This window comes from Bradyrhizobium sp. WCU1 (assembly GCF_053474805.1).
Map to the genome: position 1 here is coordinate 1,705,288 of NZ_CM130280.1, position 13,909 is coordinate 1,719,196.

General features: G+C 65.6%; 14 protein-coding genes. 5 read left to right on the forward strand and 9 right to left on the reverse strand.

The genetic code is table 11. The features are described from left to right. Window positions 1-2: 2 nt before the first annotated feature. Entirely contained in the window at window positions 3-755 is a 753-nt protein-coding gene (locus ACTUWL_RS07685; RefSeq protein WP_021076130.1) for an NAD(P)H-dependent oxidoreductase, read from the forward strand. Window positions 756-759: 4 nt separating this feature from the next. On the opposite strand, the gene ACTUWL_RS07690 is transcribed toward ACTUWL_RS07685, so the two are convergent. The 7 genes from ACTUWL_RS07690 to ACTUWL_RS07720 form a co-directional block, all read right to left on the reverse strand. Beyond that, the gene (locus ACTUWL_RS07690) at window positions 760-1,953 is read right to left on the reverse strand and encodes an acyl-CoA dehydrogenase family protein (RefSeq protein WP_021076129.1); all 1,194 of its coding nucleotides are present in this window, start codon (window positions 1,951-1,953) and stop codon (window positions 760-762) included. Beyond that, window positions 1,950-2,885: an alpha/beta hydrolase gene (locus ACTUWL_RS07695; RefSeq protein WP_021076128.1), complete on the reverse strand. Its 936-nt coding sequence runs from the start codon at window positions 2,883-2,885 to the stop codon at window positions 1,950-1,952. Before ACTUWL_RS07695 ends, ACTUWL_RS07690 begins: the two co-directional genes overlap by 4 nt. Before the next feature lies 1 nt (window position 2,886). Next, window positions 2,887-3,636 carry an SDR family NAD(P)-dependent oxidoreductase gene (locus tag ACTUWL_RS07700; protein WP_035649398.1) on the reverse strand — a complete coding sequence of 250 codons (750 nt, stop codon included), beginning with the start codon at window positions 3,634-3,636 and terminating at the stop codon, window positions 2,887-2,889. Between the two features lies 1 nt (window position 3,637). Further along, window positions 3,638-4,432, reverse strand: coding sequence for an enoyl-CoA hydratase/isomerase family protein (locus ACTUWL_RS07705; protein ID WP_021076126.1), 795 nt, complete (start codon window positions 4,430-4,432; stop codon window positions 3,638-3,640). A gap of 13 nt (window positions 4,433-4,445) precedes the next feature. Further along, complete coding sequence (locus ACTUWL_RS07710; protein ID WP_021076125.1) at window positions 4,446-4,943, reverse strand: aromatic-ring-hydroxylating dioxygenase subunit beta; 498 nt, start codon at window positions 4,941-4,943, stop codon at window positions 4,446-4,448. Continuing rightward, the gene (locus ACTUWL_RS07715) at window positions 4,943-6,202 is read right to left on the reverse strand and encodes an aromatic ring-hydroxylating oxygenase subunit alpha (protein ID WP_021076124.1); all 1,260 of its coding nucleotides are present in this window, start codon (window positions 6,200-6,202) and stop codon (window positions 4,943-4,945) included. Before ACTUWL_RS07715 ends, ACTUWL_RS07710 begins: the two co-directional genes overlap by 1 nt. A gap of 141 nt (window positions 6,203-6,343) precedes the next feature. Continuing rightward, window positions 6,344-6,604, reverse strand: a complete 261-nt coding sequence (locus ACTUWL_RS07720) for a hypothetical protein (protein WP_146160301.1) — start codon at window positions 6,602-6,604, stop codon at window positions 6,344-6,346. 69 nt (window positions 6,605-6,673) lie between these two features. Between ACTUWL_RS07720 and ACTUWL_RS07725 the strand changes: the two genes are divergently transcribed. The 4 genes from ACTUWL_RS07725 to ACTUWL_RS07740 all read left to right on the forward strand — a co-directional run bounded on the left by ACTUWL_RS07725 (window position 6,674) and on the right by ACTUWL_RS07740 (window position 11,703). Further along, a complete protein-coding gene (locus tag ACTUWL_RS07725; protein WP_021076123.1) occupies window positions 6,674-6,907 on the forward strand; it encodes a hypothetical protein in 234 nt (77 codons plus the stop codon). Window positions 6,908-7,117: 210 nt separating this feature from the next. Beyond that, entirely contained in the window at window positions 7,118-9,451 is a 2,334-nt protein-coding gene (locus ACTUWL_RS07730; RefSeq protein WP_035649394.1) for a TonB-dependent siderophore receptor, read from the forward strand. A 1-nt stretch (window position 9,452) separates the two neighbouring features. After that, on the forward strand, window positions 9,453-10,478 hold the full coding sequence (locus tag ACTUWL_RS07735) for an extracellular solute-binding protein (protein WP_021076121.1): 1,026 nt from the start codon (window positions 9,453-9,455) through the stop codon (window positions 10,476-10,478). Then, window positions 10,471-11,703 carry a PepSY-associated TM helix domain-containing protein gene (locus ACTUWL_RS07740; RefSeq protein WP_021076120.1) on the forward strand — a complete coding sequence of 411 codons (1,233 nt, stop codon included), beginning with the start codon at window positions 10,471-10,473 and terminating at the stop codon, window positions 11,701-11,703. The genes ACTUWL_RS07735 and ACTUWL_RS07740 overlap by 8 nt, the downstream gene beginning before the upstream one ends. A gap of 8 nt (window positions 11,704-11,711) precedes the next feature. Here ACTUWL_RS07740 and ACTUWL_RS07745 read toward each other — a convergent pair whose 3' ends face one another. Together ACTUWL_RS07745 and ACTUWL_RS07750 are read right to left on the reverse strand one after the other, a co-directional pair. After that, window positions 11,712-12,005 (reverse strand): DUF4269 domain-containing protein, encoded by a 294-nt coding sequence (locus ACTUWL_RS07745; protein WP_021076119.1) that lies wholly within the window; start codon window positions 12,003-12,005, stop codon window positions 11,712-11,714. Window positions 12,006-12,243: 238 nt separating this feature from the next. Continuing rightward, window positions 12,244-13,881, reverse strand: coding sequence for an isocitrate lyase (locus tag ACTUWL_RS07750; RefSeq protein ID WP_021076118.1), 1,638 nt, complete (start codon window positions 13,879-13,881; stop codon window positions 12,244-12,246). Window positions 13,882-13,909 lie beyond the last annotated feature (28 nt).

Below are 13,909 nucleotides of genomic sequence, written 5' to 3' on the forward strand. Positions count from 1 at the left end.
CGATGAAGGTCCTGATCGTCTTTGCCCATCAGGAGACGCGATCGTTCAACACCGCGCTGCTGGCGCGGTCGGTGGCGGAGCTCACCGCGCTCGGACATGCGGTCAGGATCTCGGATCTCTACGCCATGGGCTTCAATCCGGTGGCGACATCAGATGACTTCGGCGAGCGGCGGTTTCCCGACCGGCTGCAATATGACCGCGAGCAGAAGTACAATTTGCAACAGGGCACGCTCAGCAGCGACATCACGGTCGAGATCGAGAAGCTGTTGTGGTGCGACCTGCTGATCCTGCAGTTTCCGCTGTGGTGGTTCTCCGTCCCCGCCATCATGAAGGGCTGGATCGACCGCGTGTTCGTCAACGGCGCGGTCTATGGCAGCGGCCGCCGCTATGACACCGGCGGCCTCGCGGGGCGCCGGGCGATGGTCGTGACCTCGACCGCCGCCTATCCCGGCATGTGCGCGCCCGACGGGCTGGTCGGCGCGCTCGACGTGGTGCTGTGGCCGATCCAGAACGGCATGCTGGCCTATGCCGGCTGCAAGGTGCTGCCGCCCTTCGTGTCGTATTCCGTGAACTTCGTCGACGAAGCCACGCGGCAGCGCTATCTCGACGACTATGCCGAGCGCCTGCGCCAGCTCGAGACCACCGAGCCGCTGTTCTTCCATCCGCTGGCGGATTTCGGCGAGGACTGGCGGCTGAAACCGGGGATCGCCGCGCAGGCGGTCGGCCAGGGCAAGCCGTCAGCGCCGCAGCGATAAGCCCTCACATCCGCTTGGCGACTTCCTCCAGCATCACCTCGGTGGCGCCGCCGCCGATCGTCAGCACGCGGGCGTCGCGCACCATGCGCTCGATCGCGGTGCCGCGCATGAAGCCTGAGCCGCCATGCAGTTGCAGGCAACCGTGCACGACCTCGTGCAGCACCTCGGGCGACAGCGCCTTCACCATCGACACTTCGCGCAGACATTCCTTCCCGGCCGCCGCGAGTTCGGCGGCCTGATAGGCCAGCGCCCGCGCAGCGGCCGCCTTCGCGGCGAGCTGGGCGAGCTTCATCCGCACACCCTGCTGGTTCCACAGCGGGCCGCCGAATGCCTGCCGCGTCTTCACATAATTGGTCGTCAGCTCGATCGCCTTGGCCGACTCGCCGGCGCAGATGCCGCCGATGCAGATGCGCTCGTTCTGGAACGTCTCCATGATGCCGTAGAAACCCTTGTTCTCCTCGCCGAGCAGATTCCCCGCCGGCACGCGGACGTCCTGGAAGCCGAGCTCGGCGGTGTCCGAGCAAAGCCAGCCATGCTTGTCGAGCTTGGTCGCCGTGATGCCCGGCGTGTCGCGCTCCACGATGAACAGCGAAATGCCGCGACTGCCCTTGGCGTGCGGGTCGGTGCGCGCGGCGACGATCAGGATGTCGCCATAGACCGCGTTGGTGATGAACATCTTGGCGCCGTTGATCACCCAATGATCGCCGTCGCGCCGCGCGCGCGTCTTGAGGCCGGCGACATCCGAGCCCGCGTCGGGCTCGGTCACCGCGATCGAACAGACCGTCTCGCCGCGGATGATCGCGGGCAGGTAGTTCTGCTTCTGCTCCGGCGTGCCGCGCAGGGAGATATGCACCGCCGACATGTCGGTGTGCACGAGGATCGACGAGGTGAAGCCGCCGAAGCTCGAGCGTCCGAGCTCCTCGGCGAACACCATCGAGGCCAGCGGCCCCATGTCGGTGCCGCCATACTCGGCCGCATGGCGCATGCCGAGGAAGCCGAGCGCGCCCATGCGGCGATAGATCTCGCGCGGAATCTTGCCGTCGCGCTCCCACGCCTCGGCATGCGGTACCACTTCCTTCTCGACGAAGCGGCGGACCTGCTCGCGCAGCATGCGCAGCTCCTCGGGCAGATTGGGCGGCTCCGGGAAATGGAATTCGGTCTCAGCGAGCTGGCGCGGGTCCGAGGTCATGACGTTCATTGTGGCGCCCTCTCTTGGCCGATGTGAAGATGGCTGCGCAGGAATTTTGCCAGCGATGCAATCGCCTCTCGCGCCTGCGGAATCTCCGGAAAGAGCTGGAACACATGGATCATGCCGTCCCAGACCTGCAGCTCGACGTCGACGCCGGCTGCCTTGGCGCGCACGGCGAGCTCCGTCGCATCGTCGCGCACGGTCTCTCGGTCGCCCACCTGAACCAGCAGCGGCGGCAGACCCGTCAGATCGGCGTAGAGCGGTGAGGCGAGCGGATCGCGGGCGTCGCCATCCTTGCCGAGATAATTCTTCGCCAGCGCCAGGATCATCGCGCGTTGGTGGATCGGATCGGCCTCGGCCCTGGTCTCATAGCTCGCGCCCGTCGCGGCGAGATCGGTCCAGGGCGACATCAAAGCGCTGGCGGCGGGAAGAGGCCAGCCGCGCTCGCGCGCCGCCAGCATCGCCGCGAGCACGAGATTGCCGCCGGCCGAGTCGCCCGCGAAGGCGACATCCGCGGGACGCAATCCCTGATCACGCAGATATCGATAGGCGATCAGCGCGTCATCCAGCGCGGCAGGGAAGCGATGCTCCGGCGCGAGGCGATAGTTGATCGCGAGCACACGGCAGCCGGATGCATCGGCAATCCGCGCGATCAGGTCGCGATGCGAGGCGACCGAGCCGATGCGGAAGCCGCCGCCGTGACAATAAAGGATCGCCTTGTCGCGCGGCGCGTTGGCCGGCACAATCCATTCGCCACGGACACCACCAGCCGAGACCGGCTGGCACGTCACCGGAACCGAGCAGCCGGCAAAGGCGGCATCCCAATCGCTGCGCATCTGCGCCACAGTCGTTTCGCGGGTCCAGCTCCGATAGATCACGCGCAGGCGCTCGATCGCACGTTCGACCGGATCGATTGCGATATCGTCGCTCGCGCTCGCCATCTCAGCCGCCGATACCCATGCCACCGGACACGCCGAGCGTTTCGCCGGTGATGTAGGCCGCCTGGTCGGAAGCCAGGAACAGCGCGGCGGCCGCAACCTCCTCCGGCTCGCCGAGGCGGCCGAGCAGCGTCGCGCCGGTCATCGCCTGCAGGATCTTGTCGCCGCCTTTTGCCACGGCCTGCTCCAGCATCGGCGTGCGGATCGGCCCCGGCGCGATCGCATTCGCAGTGATGCGAAACCGCGCATTCTCCCGCGCGATGCTCCGGGTGAAGGAGATCACGCCACCTTTGGCTGCGGAATAGACCGCGCCGCCCTTGGAGCCGAGCCGCGCCGCCTCCGAGGTGACGTTGATGATGCGGCCGAAGCGCGCCGCCTGCATCGCCGGCAGCGCGGCATGGGTGCAGGCCAGGACCGAGGTGAGGTTGACCGCGATCAGACGGGCCCAATCGTCCGCGGACGTGTCGGTGAAGAAGGCATGCTGATCGATGCCGGCATTGTTGACGACGATGTGGAACGGGCCGTCCTGCGTCATCATGGCATGCACCGCCGTGGTATCGCTGACATCGAGCCCCGCGACGCCGGCACCGGTTTCGCGCGCGAGTTCGGACGCCGCAGCCACGTCGAGATCGGCGATTACGACTCTGGCGCCCGCGGCGGCAAAGCTGCGAACGATCGCAGCTCCAATGCCGCGCGCCCCGCCGGAAACGAAGGCACGGCGGCCGTCGAGGCGTCCGAATGGCAAGGTCGCCACCTCAGCGCCCCGTGAACACTGGTTTGCGCCGCTCGATAACGGCGGCGAGCCCTTCGCGAGCATCGGCCATGCCCGAGAGCTCGGCAACGGTGCGCGCCTCTTCCGACAGGCACTGCTCGATGCTGGTGCCGGTGCCGGCCCAGACCAGCCGCTTGGTCGCCGCCAGCGCCTTCGGCGCACCGGCAGCAAGCTCGCGCACCAGCGCCAGCGATGCATCGGCGAGTTCGGCATCGGGCACGACCTTGGTGACGATGCCCATCTGCAACGCTTCGGCTGCCGGGATCACCGGATTGGTCAGCAGGATCGACATCGCCCGCCGCAAACCGACCAGCCGCGACAGCGTGACGGAGACGCCGGCATCCGGCGCCATCGCCACCCGCGTCGCACCCGCAAGGAATTTGGCGGACTCTGCCGCAATCACGATGTCGGAGGCGCAGACCAGGCCGAAGCCGCCGCCGCCCGCCGCAAAGCCCTGCACCGATGCGATCACCGGCGCCTCGAGACGCAGCAATCCGGTCACCGCGTTCTGCAGATAGGCGGTTGCCTGGCGGATATAGTCCGGCAGCTTCTCGCCCTTGGAGGCAAAGGCGCGGACATCGCCGCCGGCGCAGAAATTGGTGCCCTCACCGCTCAGCAGCACCACGCGCAGGTCCGAATGGCCGTGGCACACCATGATGGCGTCGCACAGTGCGCTCAAAAGCTCGGCGCTCATGCCGTTGGCGGCATCAGGCCGGTTGAGCCGCAGCCGCGCGATGCCGTCGGTGATGTCGAGCAGGACGGGGCCCTTGTCGATCATGGCGAGACCTTCCCTAAACCAGGAATGACAGCGTGTAGATCGCCTTGTCGTTGTTGACGAGAACGACCTTCTTGTGGGCCATTCGCAATTCACCATCGACATGGCGCAGCCGGTATTCGTTGCGCGCCGCCCACAGCGTGTCGTCGCGCAGGCTGGATTCAAAAATCAGGCTGTTGCTGGCGACCGCGAAGTCGCCGTTGTCAGGCTGCTCGTCCATCAATTCGATATTGGAGATCAACCGGCGCAAATTCGACTGCGGCGTCTGGGTGAAATGCTTGCCGGTCATCAGCTGCCGGACCCGCAGCGCGATCCGCGAGCGATTGTCGTAGATGATCGACATCTGCCGCTCCGGGTCGATGTCGGCGCCGTTGGCCGGAACCCAGTAGACGCCATCGTCGGTCCAGAGCTTCTCCCAGGCCTCGTATTGATGCTCGTCCTGCAGCCGCGCCTCGCGATAGAGGAAGGCGGTGATGGCGCTCATCAAGGTGGCGCTGCTTTCGCGCGACAGCATCAGGCCGGCTCCATCAGCTTGCGATAATGGGTCCAGATGCCGCGCGACGGCACCTCGTCGGTGACGTGGCCGACGATGAAGCCGAGTTCGTCCTGCCGCTGACGCTTCTCGCCGCGACCAAGGAATATCCACTCCGGATTGCGCGCCAGCACGCCGCGGTGGCAGCGTTCGTACATTTCGGAATCGTCCGCAAGCAGGAAGCCGGCCGGACCGACCGAGCCCATGGTCTGCTGGCGCAGCCGCCGGTTCAGGTCGGGCGCGCCCTTGAATTGCAGCGCGGTGACGTGCTGCACGCTGTCGTCGACGCCGAGCGGCTGGATCACGAACATCTGGATCTCGGCGATGAACAGGTTCGGGAAGATCATCACATGCGGCGTGCCGTCGATCATGATCTCGCGCGCCGCGGTGTCGCCATAGGCCGTCTTCATCCGCGCCGAATAGTCGGGCAACCGCTCCTCGCTGGTGCCGAACCAGCTCATCGGCGCATCGCGCTTGCGGAACTCCGGGCGCAGATCGATCTCGGTATGGCCGTTGCCGTAATCGCGGGTCAGCGCGGTCGAGGCGCCGCCATAGAGCTTGCCGATCATGCTGTCGGCGACGCCGAAGATCGAGGTGTGCACGAAAGCCGGGTGGTAGCCGTCGCACTCATTCTCCAGGATGAACTTCCAGTTCGCCTTGACGCGGTGCTTGAGGAAGCCCGCCGTGATCTCGACCTCGCCTTCCGGCGAGGTGCGCACCAGGCGATCGATGGTCTCGGCGGCGCCGCCGAGATGTTCCTTGAGGGTCGGCCCATCGGCCGCGAACGAGCCGAACACGAACCCACGATAGGATTCGACCCGCGTCACCCGCCCGAGCGCGAGCTGCGACTTGTCCTGCCCCTCGTAGCCGTCGGGGAAGGCATAGCCGACCAGCCGGCCGTCATTGGCGAAGGTCCAGGAATGGAACGGACAGGTGAACGAGCGCGCATTGCCGCGCTCGAAGGAACAGACCTGGTTGCCGCGATGCGAGCAGCGATTGAGCAGCAGATTGACCTTGCCCTGCTCGTCGCGCGTCATGATGACGGATTGCGGGCCGATCGACTTGACCACGTAGTCGTTGGCGTTCGGCACCTCGCTCTCATGGCCGACATAGACCCAGGTCCGGTACCAGATCTGCTTGAGCTCGGCCTCGAAGATCTCGGGGTCGGTGTAGAGCGATCCGTGCACCCGGTCGGGCCGGATCAGCCGCTCCCATGGCGAGACGCCGGTCATCATGTTCATCGCTCCGTCTCCCTCGCCGGCCGCCAATAATAATCCGAACGACCGTTCGGTAAATGAATAGCACGGGCCCCACGGGCGGGCAAGCGGCTTTACGAACGCCACGCATCCCAGACGCTGCCAAATACCCGGCGGTCGGCGGCGTCATGGCCCGCTGTCACGCTCGCGCGGACACTCGATCACCGGCGCCGACGACCACGACGGAACGGCGCTCACGACTTCGATCCGGGGAATCCTAGCGGTGCGCGGCGACGACGACGCGAAGCCACGCCACGACAGTTGAGGCCGCGCCGCGATCGCCGCTGAGTTGCAGTTGCCGCGCACCGCCGGTTCCATCGCCTGTTGAATCCCGGCAACACCGCCAAACAAAACGCGCAAGCCTTCAGATTGCGCGTTCTGAATCACGACCGTGCCGCATCCCTGTCAAATCCTGCCTGCGGGTGGCGCAACAAAACACTGATGGGGAAAACCTACATGCAGCAGGCACCGTTGGACGCACGGAGCGCGGAATCGTCCGGATATGTTCTTTACTTCCAGCTTGCCAGCAACGGCGCGAGACGCGCGTGCAGTCTGACGATCCATGCGGAAAATGCCAACGAGGCGGCGCGTATCTTTCGCGAGAACTGGGGCGAGATCGAATCGATGGCGCGCGATGGCGTGAGCACGGGCATGGTCGGCAAAGCTCCGGTAAGCCTGACGATGTCGTGAGGCGCATCGCGCGACGATTTGACGCGCGACGCAGCAACCACGTCATGAGGTGCGAGGCTTGCCTATGTGCGCGGCCTCGTTGCGTCTTAGAACGCTTCAAATCCAATCCAGTTAGAGAGATTCAAGTCTGCTCCGGTTCTTTTCGCGCGCGCCGACTGCTAGAGGCGCGTCGTGAATGAGTTCGCGTGAATCGGAAGTCCAAGCGTGTCTGTGAATGCTGATGGCCGGGTTGTCGGCGACCGTCGAAATGCCGCCGACAGGAGCCGCACCCATCTGCTGATCGGCGCAGCATTCCTGCTCGCCGACGCCGCCTCCTCGGTGACGCCGGCAAACGCCCAATCGAGCGTCGCATTGCCGCCGGTCACGGTCGAGCAGCCGACACAGAAGCGCAAGCCTGCAGCCAATTCGGCGCGATCGGCACAGCCGGCCCAGACGACCGCCGCGGCACGGCAGCGCAGCCGGAACGCCCAGCCGACGCCACCGACAGCGTCCGAGCGCGCAGCCGCAGCAGCCGCCGCGCTGAACGAAGCCAAGCTCGGCTACCGCGCGATGCCGAGCTCGACCACGCTGCGCAGCGGTGCCTCACCGCTCGACACCGCGCAGACGGTCAACGTCGTGCCCGAGCAGGTGCTCAGGGATCAGCTGCCGCGCAATCTCGATGACGCGCTGGCCAATGTCAGCGGCGTCACCCAGGGCAACACGCTGGCCGGCACGCTGGATGCCGTGATGCGCCGCGGCTTCGGCGACAATCGCGACGGCTCGATCATGCGCAACGGCATGCCGCTGGTGCAGGGCCGCAGCCTCAATGCCGCGGTCGAGAGCGTCGAAGTGCTGAAGGGGCCGGCCTCGCTGCTCTACGGCATCATGGATCCCGGCGGCATCGTCAACACGATCAGCAAGCGCCCCGAACTCTATCAGCATGGCTCGATGACCCTGCTCGGCTCGACCTACGCCGGCAACAAGAGCGGCGCCGACGGCACGGTCGATATCACCGGCCCGATCGGCAATGGCGGCCTCGCCTATCGCTTCATCGGTTATGGCGTCAGCGAAGACTATTGGCGCAATTTCGGGCGCCATCGCGAAATGCTGGTCGCACCGTCATTGGCCTGGTACGGCGAGAACACCACCGTCCAGCTCAACTATGAGCATCGCGAATTCATCACGCCGTTCGACCGCGGCACCGCGTTCGATTCCGTGACGAAGACGCCGCTGGCGCTCCCGGCGACGCGCCGGCTCGACGAGCCCTTCAACAACATGTGGGGCACCTCCGACCTGATGCAGGCCTCGGTCGAGCACCGCCTGAACCAGGACTGGAAGCTGTTCGCGGCCTACAGCTACAACACCGAGACTTTCAGCGCCAACCAGCTCCGCATCACCGGTGTCAACGCCAGGACCGGCGTCGAGACCCGCAGCAATGACGGCACCCAGGGTTCGCTCAGCAATGCCAGCTACGGCACGTCCTATCTGCAGGGCAATGTCTGGCTCGGCGGATTCCGCAACGAGGTGCTGTTCGGCGGTGACGGCGAATACCGCACGATCTATCGCGACAATCTGATCCGGCAGGCGACACCGAATTTCAACTTCTACAATCCGGTGTATGGGCTGGTCGTTCCCGGCAGCACAATATCGGCCAGCGACAGCGCCCAGACCGACAAGCTCGGCCAGTGGTCGCTGTTCTTCCAGGACACGCTGCACCTGACCGAGCGCTTCGCGTTGGTCGGCGGCGTGCGCTACATGGATTACGACCAGATTGCCGGCAGGGGCCGGCCGTTCATCACCAACACCAACGTCTCGGCCGACAAGGTGCTGCCGCTCGGCGGCGCCATCCTCAAGCTCACCGACCAGGTTTCGCTCTATGCGAGCTATACGCAGTCGCTGAAGCCGACCTCGACGATCGCGCCGCTCACCGGCGGCGTCGTGATCGGCTCCAACATCGCGCCCGAGGAGGGCACCCAGTGGGAGACCGGCGTCAGGTTCGACTTCAACAAGCGGATCTCCGGCACGCTTGCGCTCTACGACATCGACAAGAAGAACGTGCTGGTTTCGCAGCTCAATCCCACGACCGGCATCGTTGAATACCGCACCGCCGGCAGGGTTCGCTCGCGCGGCGTCGAACTCGACGTCACCGGCAGGCTGACCGACAATTGGAGCGTGATCGGCAGCTATGGCTATACCGACGCACGCGTCACCGAGGATCCGACGCTCGTCGGTAATGCCCTGCAGAACGTCGCGCTCAACACCGCATCGCTCTATCTGGTCTATGATTTCGGCACCACCCTGCCCGGCCGGCTGCGTCTCGGCGGCGGCGCGCGCTATGTCGGTGACCGCCCCGGCGACGCGACGAACAGCTTCGTGCTGCCGTCCTACACGGTCGCGGACGTGTTTGCGACCTACGAGACCAAGGTCCAGACGTTCCCGGTGATCTACCAGTTGAACGTCAAGAACCTGTTCGACACTGTCTACTATCCCTCCGCCAACAACATTCTGTCGGTCGCGATGGGCGATGCGCGCCGCGTCTCGCTGTCGGCAACGGTGAAATTCTAGCATGGCCACCGCGCGGACAGCGATCAGACTGCTGGCCCCCTTGGCCGCGATCGCTTTCGCCTGCGCCACGGCGCACGCCGAGGAACTCACACTTTACTCGACCCGCGAAGCCAATCTGGTTGAGCCCGCGGTCGCGGCCTTCACAGCCGCGACCGGCACCACCGTCAAGACCGTCTTCATCGAAGACAGTCTGGTCAAGCGGCTGATGTCCGAAGGCGAGCGCTCACCCGCCGATGTCCTCCTCACCATCGGTCTCGACAAGACGACGCAGCTTGCCGCGCGCGGACTGACGCAACCGCTTGCATCGCCGGCGCTGGATCAGGCGGTGCCCGCGAACCTGCGCGGCGGCGACGACCAGTGGATCGCGCTCGCCGTCCGTCCGCGAGTGGTGTTCGCACGCAAGGACAATCCCCTCGCCGCGATCAGCTATGAAGAGCTCGCCGATCCCAAATGGCGCAGCAGATTGTGCATGCGGCCGGCGCTCCACCAGAACAACGTCGCGCTGATCGCGGCTTATCTCGCGCATCACGGGACTGACGCGACGGAGGGCTGGCTCGCCGGCCTGAAGGGTAATCTCGCGAGCAAGCCTGCCGGCAAGGACAACGACGTGGTGCGCGAGATCGCGGAAGGGCGTTGCGACATCGGAATCGGCAACACGGTCGCGCTCGCGCAACTCCGCGACGGCCGCGAAGGCAATGACTGGCGCGCCTGGGCGGACGCCGTGAAGGCGGTACCGGCGGTGTTCAGAGGCGGCGGCAGTCACGTCAATCTGACTGGAGCTGCGATGGCGCGGCACGCACCGCACCCGGCCGCCGCGCGCGCGTTCCTCGAATTCCTCGTCACGCCGGAAGCCCAGACGATCTTTGCAGCCGCCGAACTGGAATATCCGGTGCTGGCGACCGCAAAGCGGCCTCCGGTCGTCGATGAGATCGGATCGTTCCCCATCGATGCGTTGCCTGTCGAGAGGATCGCCGCGCATCAGGCAGCCGCAATCGCCCTGATCCGAAAGGCCGGCTTCGATGAGTGATGCTCGACGCCCGATCAAGGCCGTGCTGTTGCAGATCCATTCCATCGCGGGTCTTGCGCTGGCACTGCTCTGGGCTGTGGTCGGCCTCACGGGCGCGACGATGAGCTTCGAGGACGAGATCGAGGCCAGCCTGAACAGCCATCTGATGCGCGTCGAGGCCAGCGCGGCCCGGCGGCTCACGCCGGACGAGCTGGTCGCGCAGCTTCAGAAGGTGGGTGATTTCGGCGGGGTCTCCGCAGTAGCGATGGCCAGCGATCCGGCGGCGGCGGCGCATATCCGCTTTGCCCGCAGCGAAGGCGGCACGCGGCCGTCCTCGGTCTATGTCGATCCCTATGACGGACACGTGCTCGGCTCGCCGCGCGGCGAGGACTTCTTCGCGACCGTCCGCAAGCTGCATCGCTGGCTGCTGCTGCCGGGCGACGGCAACGGCATCGGCCGCAAGATCACCGGCACAGCCGCGATCTGCCTGATCGTGATGCTGATATCAGGCCTCGTGCTGCGCTGGCCGCATCGCGCGCGCAGCGTCAAGATGTGGCTGAAGCCAAATCTGGCACTGCGCGGGCGCGGCCTGCATCGTTCGCTGCACGCCGTGATCGGCACCTGGGTGCTGCCGGTCTATCTGGTGATGACGCTGACCGGCCTGTGGTATTCATTCGAGTGGTACAAGGCCGGCGCCAACTGGCTGCTGGCGCGGCCGCAGGCCATGGCCGCGGCGATGCAACCCAAGCCGCCGCGCGGCGCGGCGGCGTCCGAGGGCAAAGCAGACGCCAAGGCTGAGACAAACAAGACCGATACAAAGACCGCCGAGACGAAGCCGCTCGGCTTCGATCGTGTCTGGACCACGTTCCTGCAGCAAGAGAACAACGATTACGGAAGGGCGCTCCTGACCCTGCCGGCGGGTGCGGGCGCCGCCGTGCGCGTGCGGTCATGGTCGCGAAGTTCATCGCTCGAGAGCGTGCGCGACGAGTTCCGCATCGATGCCGTCACCGGTCACGTCATCTCGTCGGATCGCTACGCGGACAAGACCTTGGGCGAGCGCGTCCTCGCCGGCGTGCTCGACATCCACCGCGGCGCCATCCTCGGATGGCCCGGCAAGCTCGCCTTCATGCTCGCCGCCGCCATGATGCCGCTATTCGCCGTGACCGGCCTGCTGCTCTATCTGTCCCGCCGCAGGCACCGGCGCCTCGTACGCCAGCCGGTCGGCCATCTCGTTCCGGGCGAATGACCTCGCGATCAGCCGAGGCCGCGCACCGCAAGCCGGGCGCGCAACTCGGCGTCCGTTTCCGCCGCGAGTTGGAGCAAGCCTCGATAGGGATCGCCCGATATGCCGAGCACGGCGGCGAATGCAGGCTCGGTCTTGAGGCCATCTGCCCTTAGCTTGCCAACGGCTCGGCGCAACGTCCCGCCATCAAGCGCGAGCAGTCGCCGCTCGACCTCGAAATGGATCCAGCCGCGCTGCTGATCCACAGGGCGGTGATCGCCGAACAGTTCGAACGGCCAACCGTCCCATACAAAGCGGGCAATCACCGGCCGCGTTCCCGAGGTCCATCGGTAGCGCGACATGCCCCCGGGATCGCAACGTACCACGCTCGTGCGGAATGCGGGAATCTCGAAAGGGCTGAGGCCTGAGGGAGTCGGCTTTGCAAGCAATGCGGGGCGATCTCGCATCACCGTGATCGAGACCGCCCCGCCAACTTGGAGAACAGGCGGGACTGCATCGCAATCCCGCCTGCCCGGCCGATATTCGAATGATCCGTTCGAGCCGTTAGCCGAACTGGTTCATCGTGTTGTGGGCGCCGCCCGCCTTCAGGGCAGCCTCACCGGCGAAGTACTCCTTGTGATCGTCGCCGATATCGGAGCCCGCCATGTTCTGGTGCTTGACGCAGGCGATGCCCTGACGGATCTCCGCGCGCTGCACGTTCTTGACGTAACCCAGCATGCCCTGCTCGCCGAAATACTCGCGTGCGAGATTGTCGGTCGACAGCGCAGCCGTGTGATAGGTCGGCAGCGTGATCAGGTGGTGGAAGATGCCGGCGCGCTTGGCCGAATCCGCCTGGAAGGTGCGGATACGCTCGTCGGCTTCCTTCGCCAGCGGGGTGTCGTCGTACTCGGCCTTCATCAGCTCGGCGCGGTTATACTTGCTGACGTCCTGACCCGCTTCCTTCATCGCGTCGTAGACCTGCCAACGGAAGTTGAGGGTCCAGTTGAACGACGGCGAGTTGTTGTAGGCGAGCTTCGCGTTCGGGATGACCTTGCGGATGCGATCGACCATCGAGGCGATCTGCTCGATATGCGGCTTCTCGGTCTCGATCCACAAGAGGTCAGCGCCGTTCTGCAGCGAGGTGATGCAGTCGAGCACGCAGCGATCCGCACCGGTGCCGGGACGGAACTGGTAGAGGTTGCTGGGCAGCCGCTTCGGACGCATCATCTTGCCGTTCTGGTTGATGATGACGTCGCCGTTGCGCGCATTGGCAGCCGTCACTTCCTCGCAATCGAGGAAGCTGTTGTACTGGTCGCCGATGTCGCCCGGCTTGTGGCTGACCGCGATCTGCTGGGTCAGGCCGGCGCCGAGCGAGTCGGTGCGGGTCACGATGATGCCGTCTTCGACGCCGAGCTCGAGGAACGCATGGCGGCAGGCGCGAATCTTGGCGATGAACACCTCATGCGGCACGGTGACCTTGCCGTCCTGGTGGCCGCACTGCTTCTCGTCCGAAACCTGGTTCTCGATCTGCAGGGCGCAGGCGCCCGCCTCGATCATCTTCTTGGCGAGCAGATAGGTCGCCTCGGCATTGCCGAAGCCGGCGTCGATGTCGGCGATGACAGGCACGACGTGGGTCTGGAAGTTGTCGATCTTCTCGATCAACGCCTTTTCCTTGGCCTTGTCGCCTTCCTTGCGCGCCGCATCGAGCGCGCGGAAGATGTCGTTGAGCTCGCGGGAATCCGCCTGACGCAGGAAGGTGTAGAGCTCTTCGATCAGGGCCGGCACCGAGGTCTTCTCGTGCATCGACTGGTCGGGCAGCGGGCCGAACTCGGAGCGCAGCGCGGCGATCATCCAGCCCGAGAGATAGAGATAGCGGCGATCGGTGTTGCCGAAGTGCTTCTTGACCGAGATCAGCTTCTGCTGCGCGATGAAGCCGTGCCAGCAGCCGAGCGACTGGGTGTACTTGGTGCTGTCGGCATCATAGGCCGCCATGTCGGCGCGCATCAGCGCAGCCGTGTAACGGGCGACGTCCAGACCGGTCTTGAAGCGGTTCTGCAGGCGCATGCGCGCCACGGCTTCGGCGGTGACGCCGTTCCAGGTGTCCTTGGTCTTGAGCAGCGCTTCAGCAGCCTCGAGCTCGCTCTGATAGGAAGCCGGTCCCTGGATGGCCCGGTCGCTGATCCCGCGCGGTTGGAAGTTCATGTCCGTGATCCCTTCGGTGACGAAATAA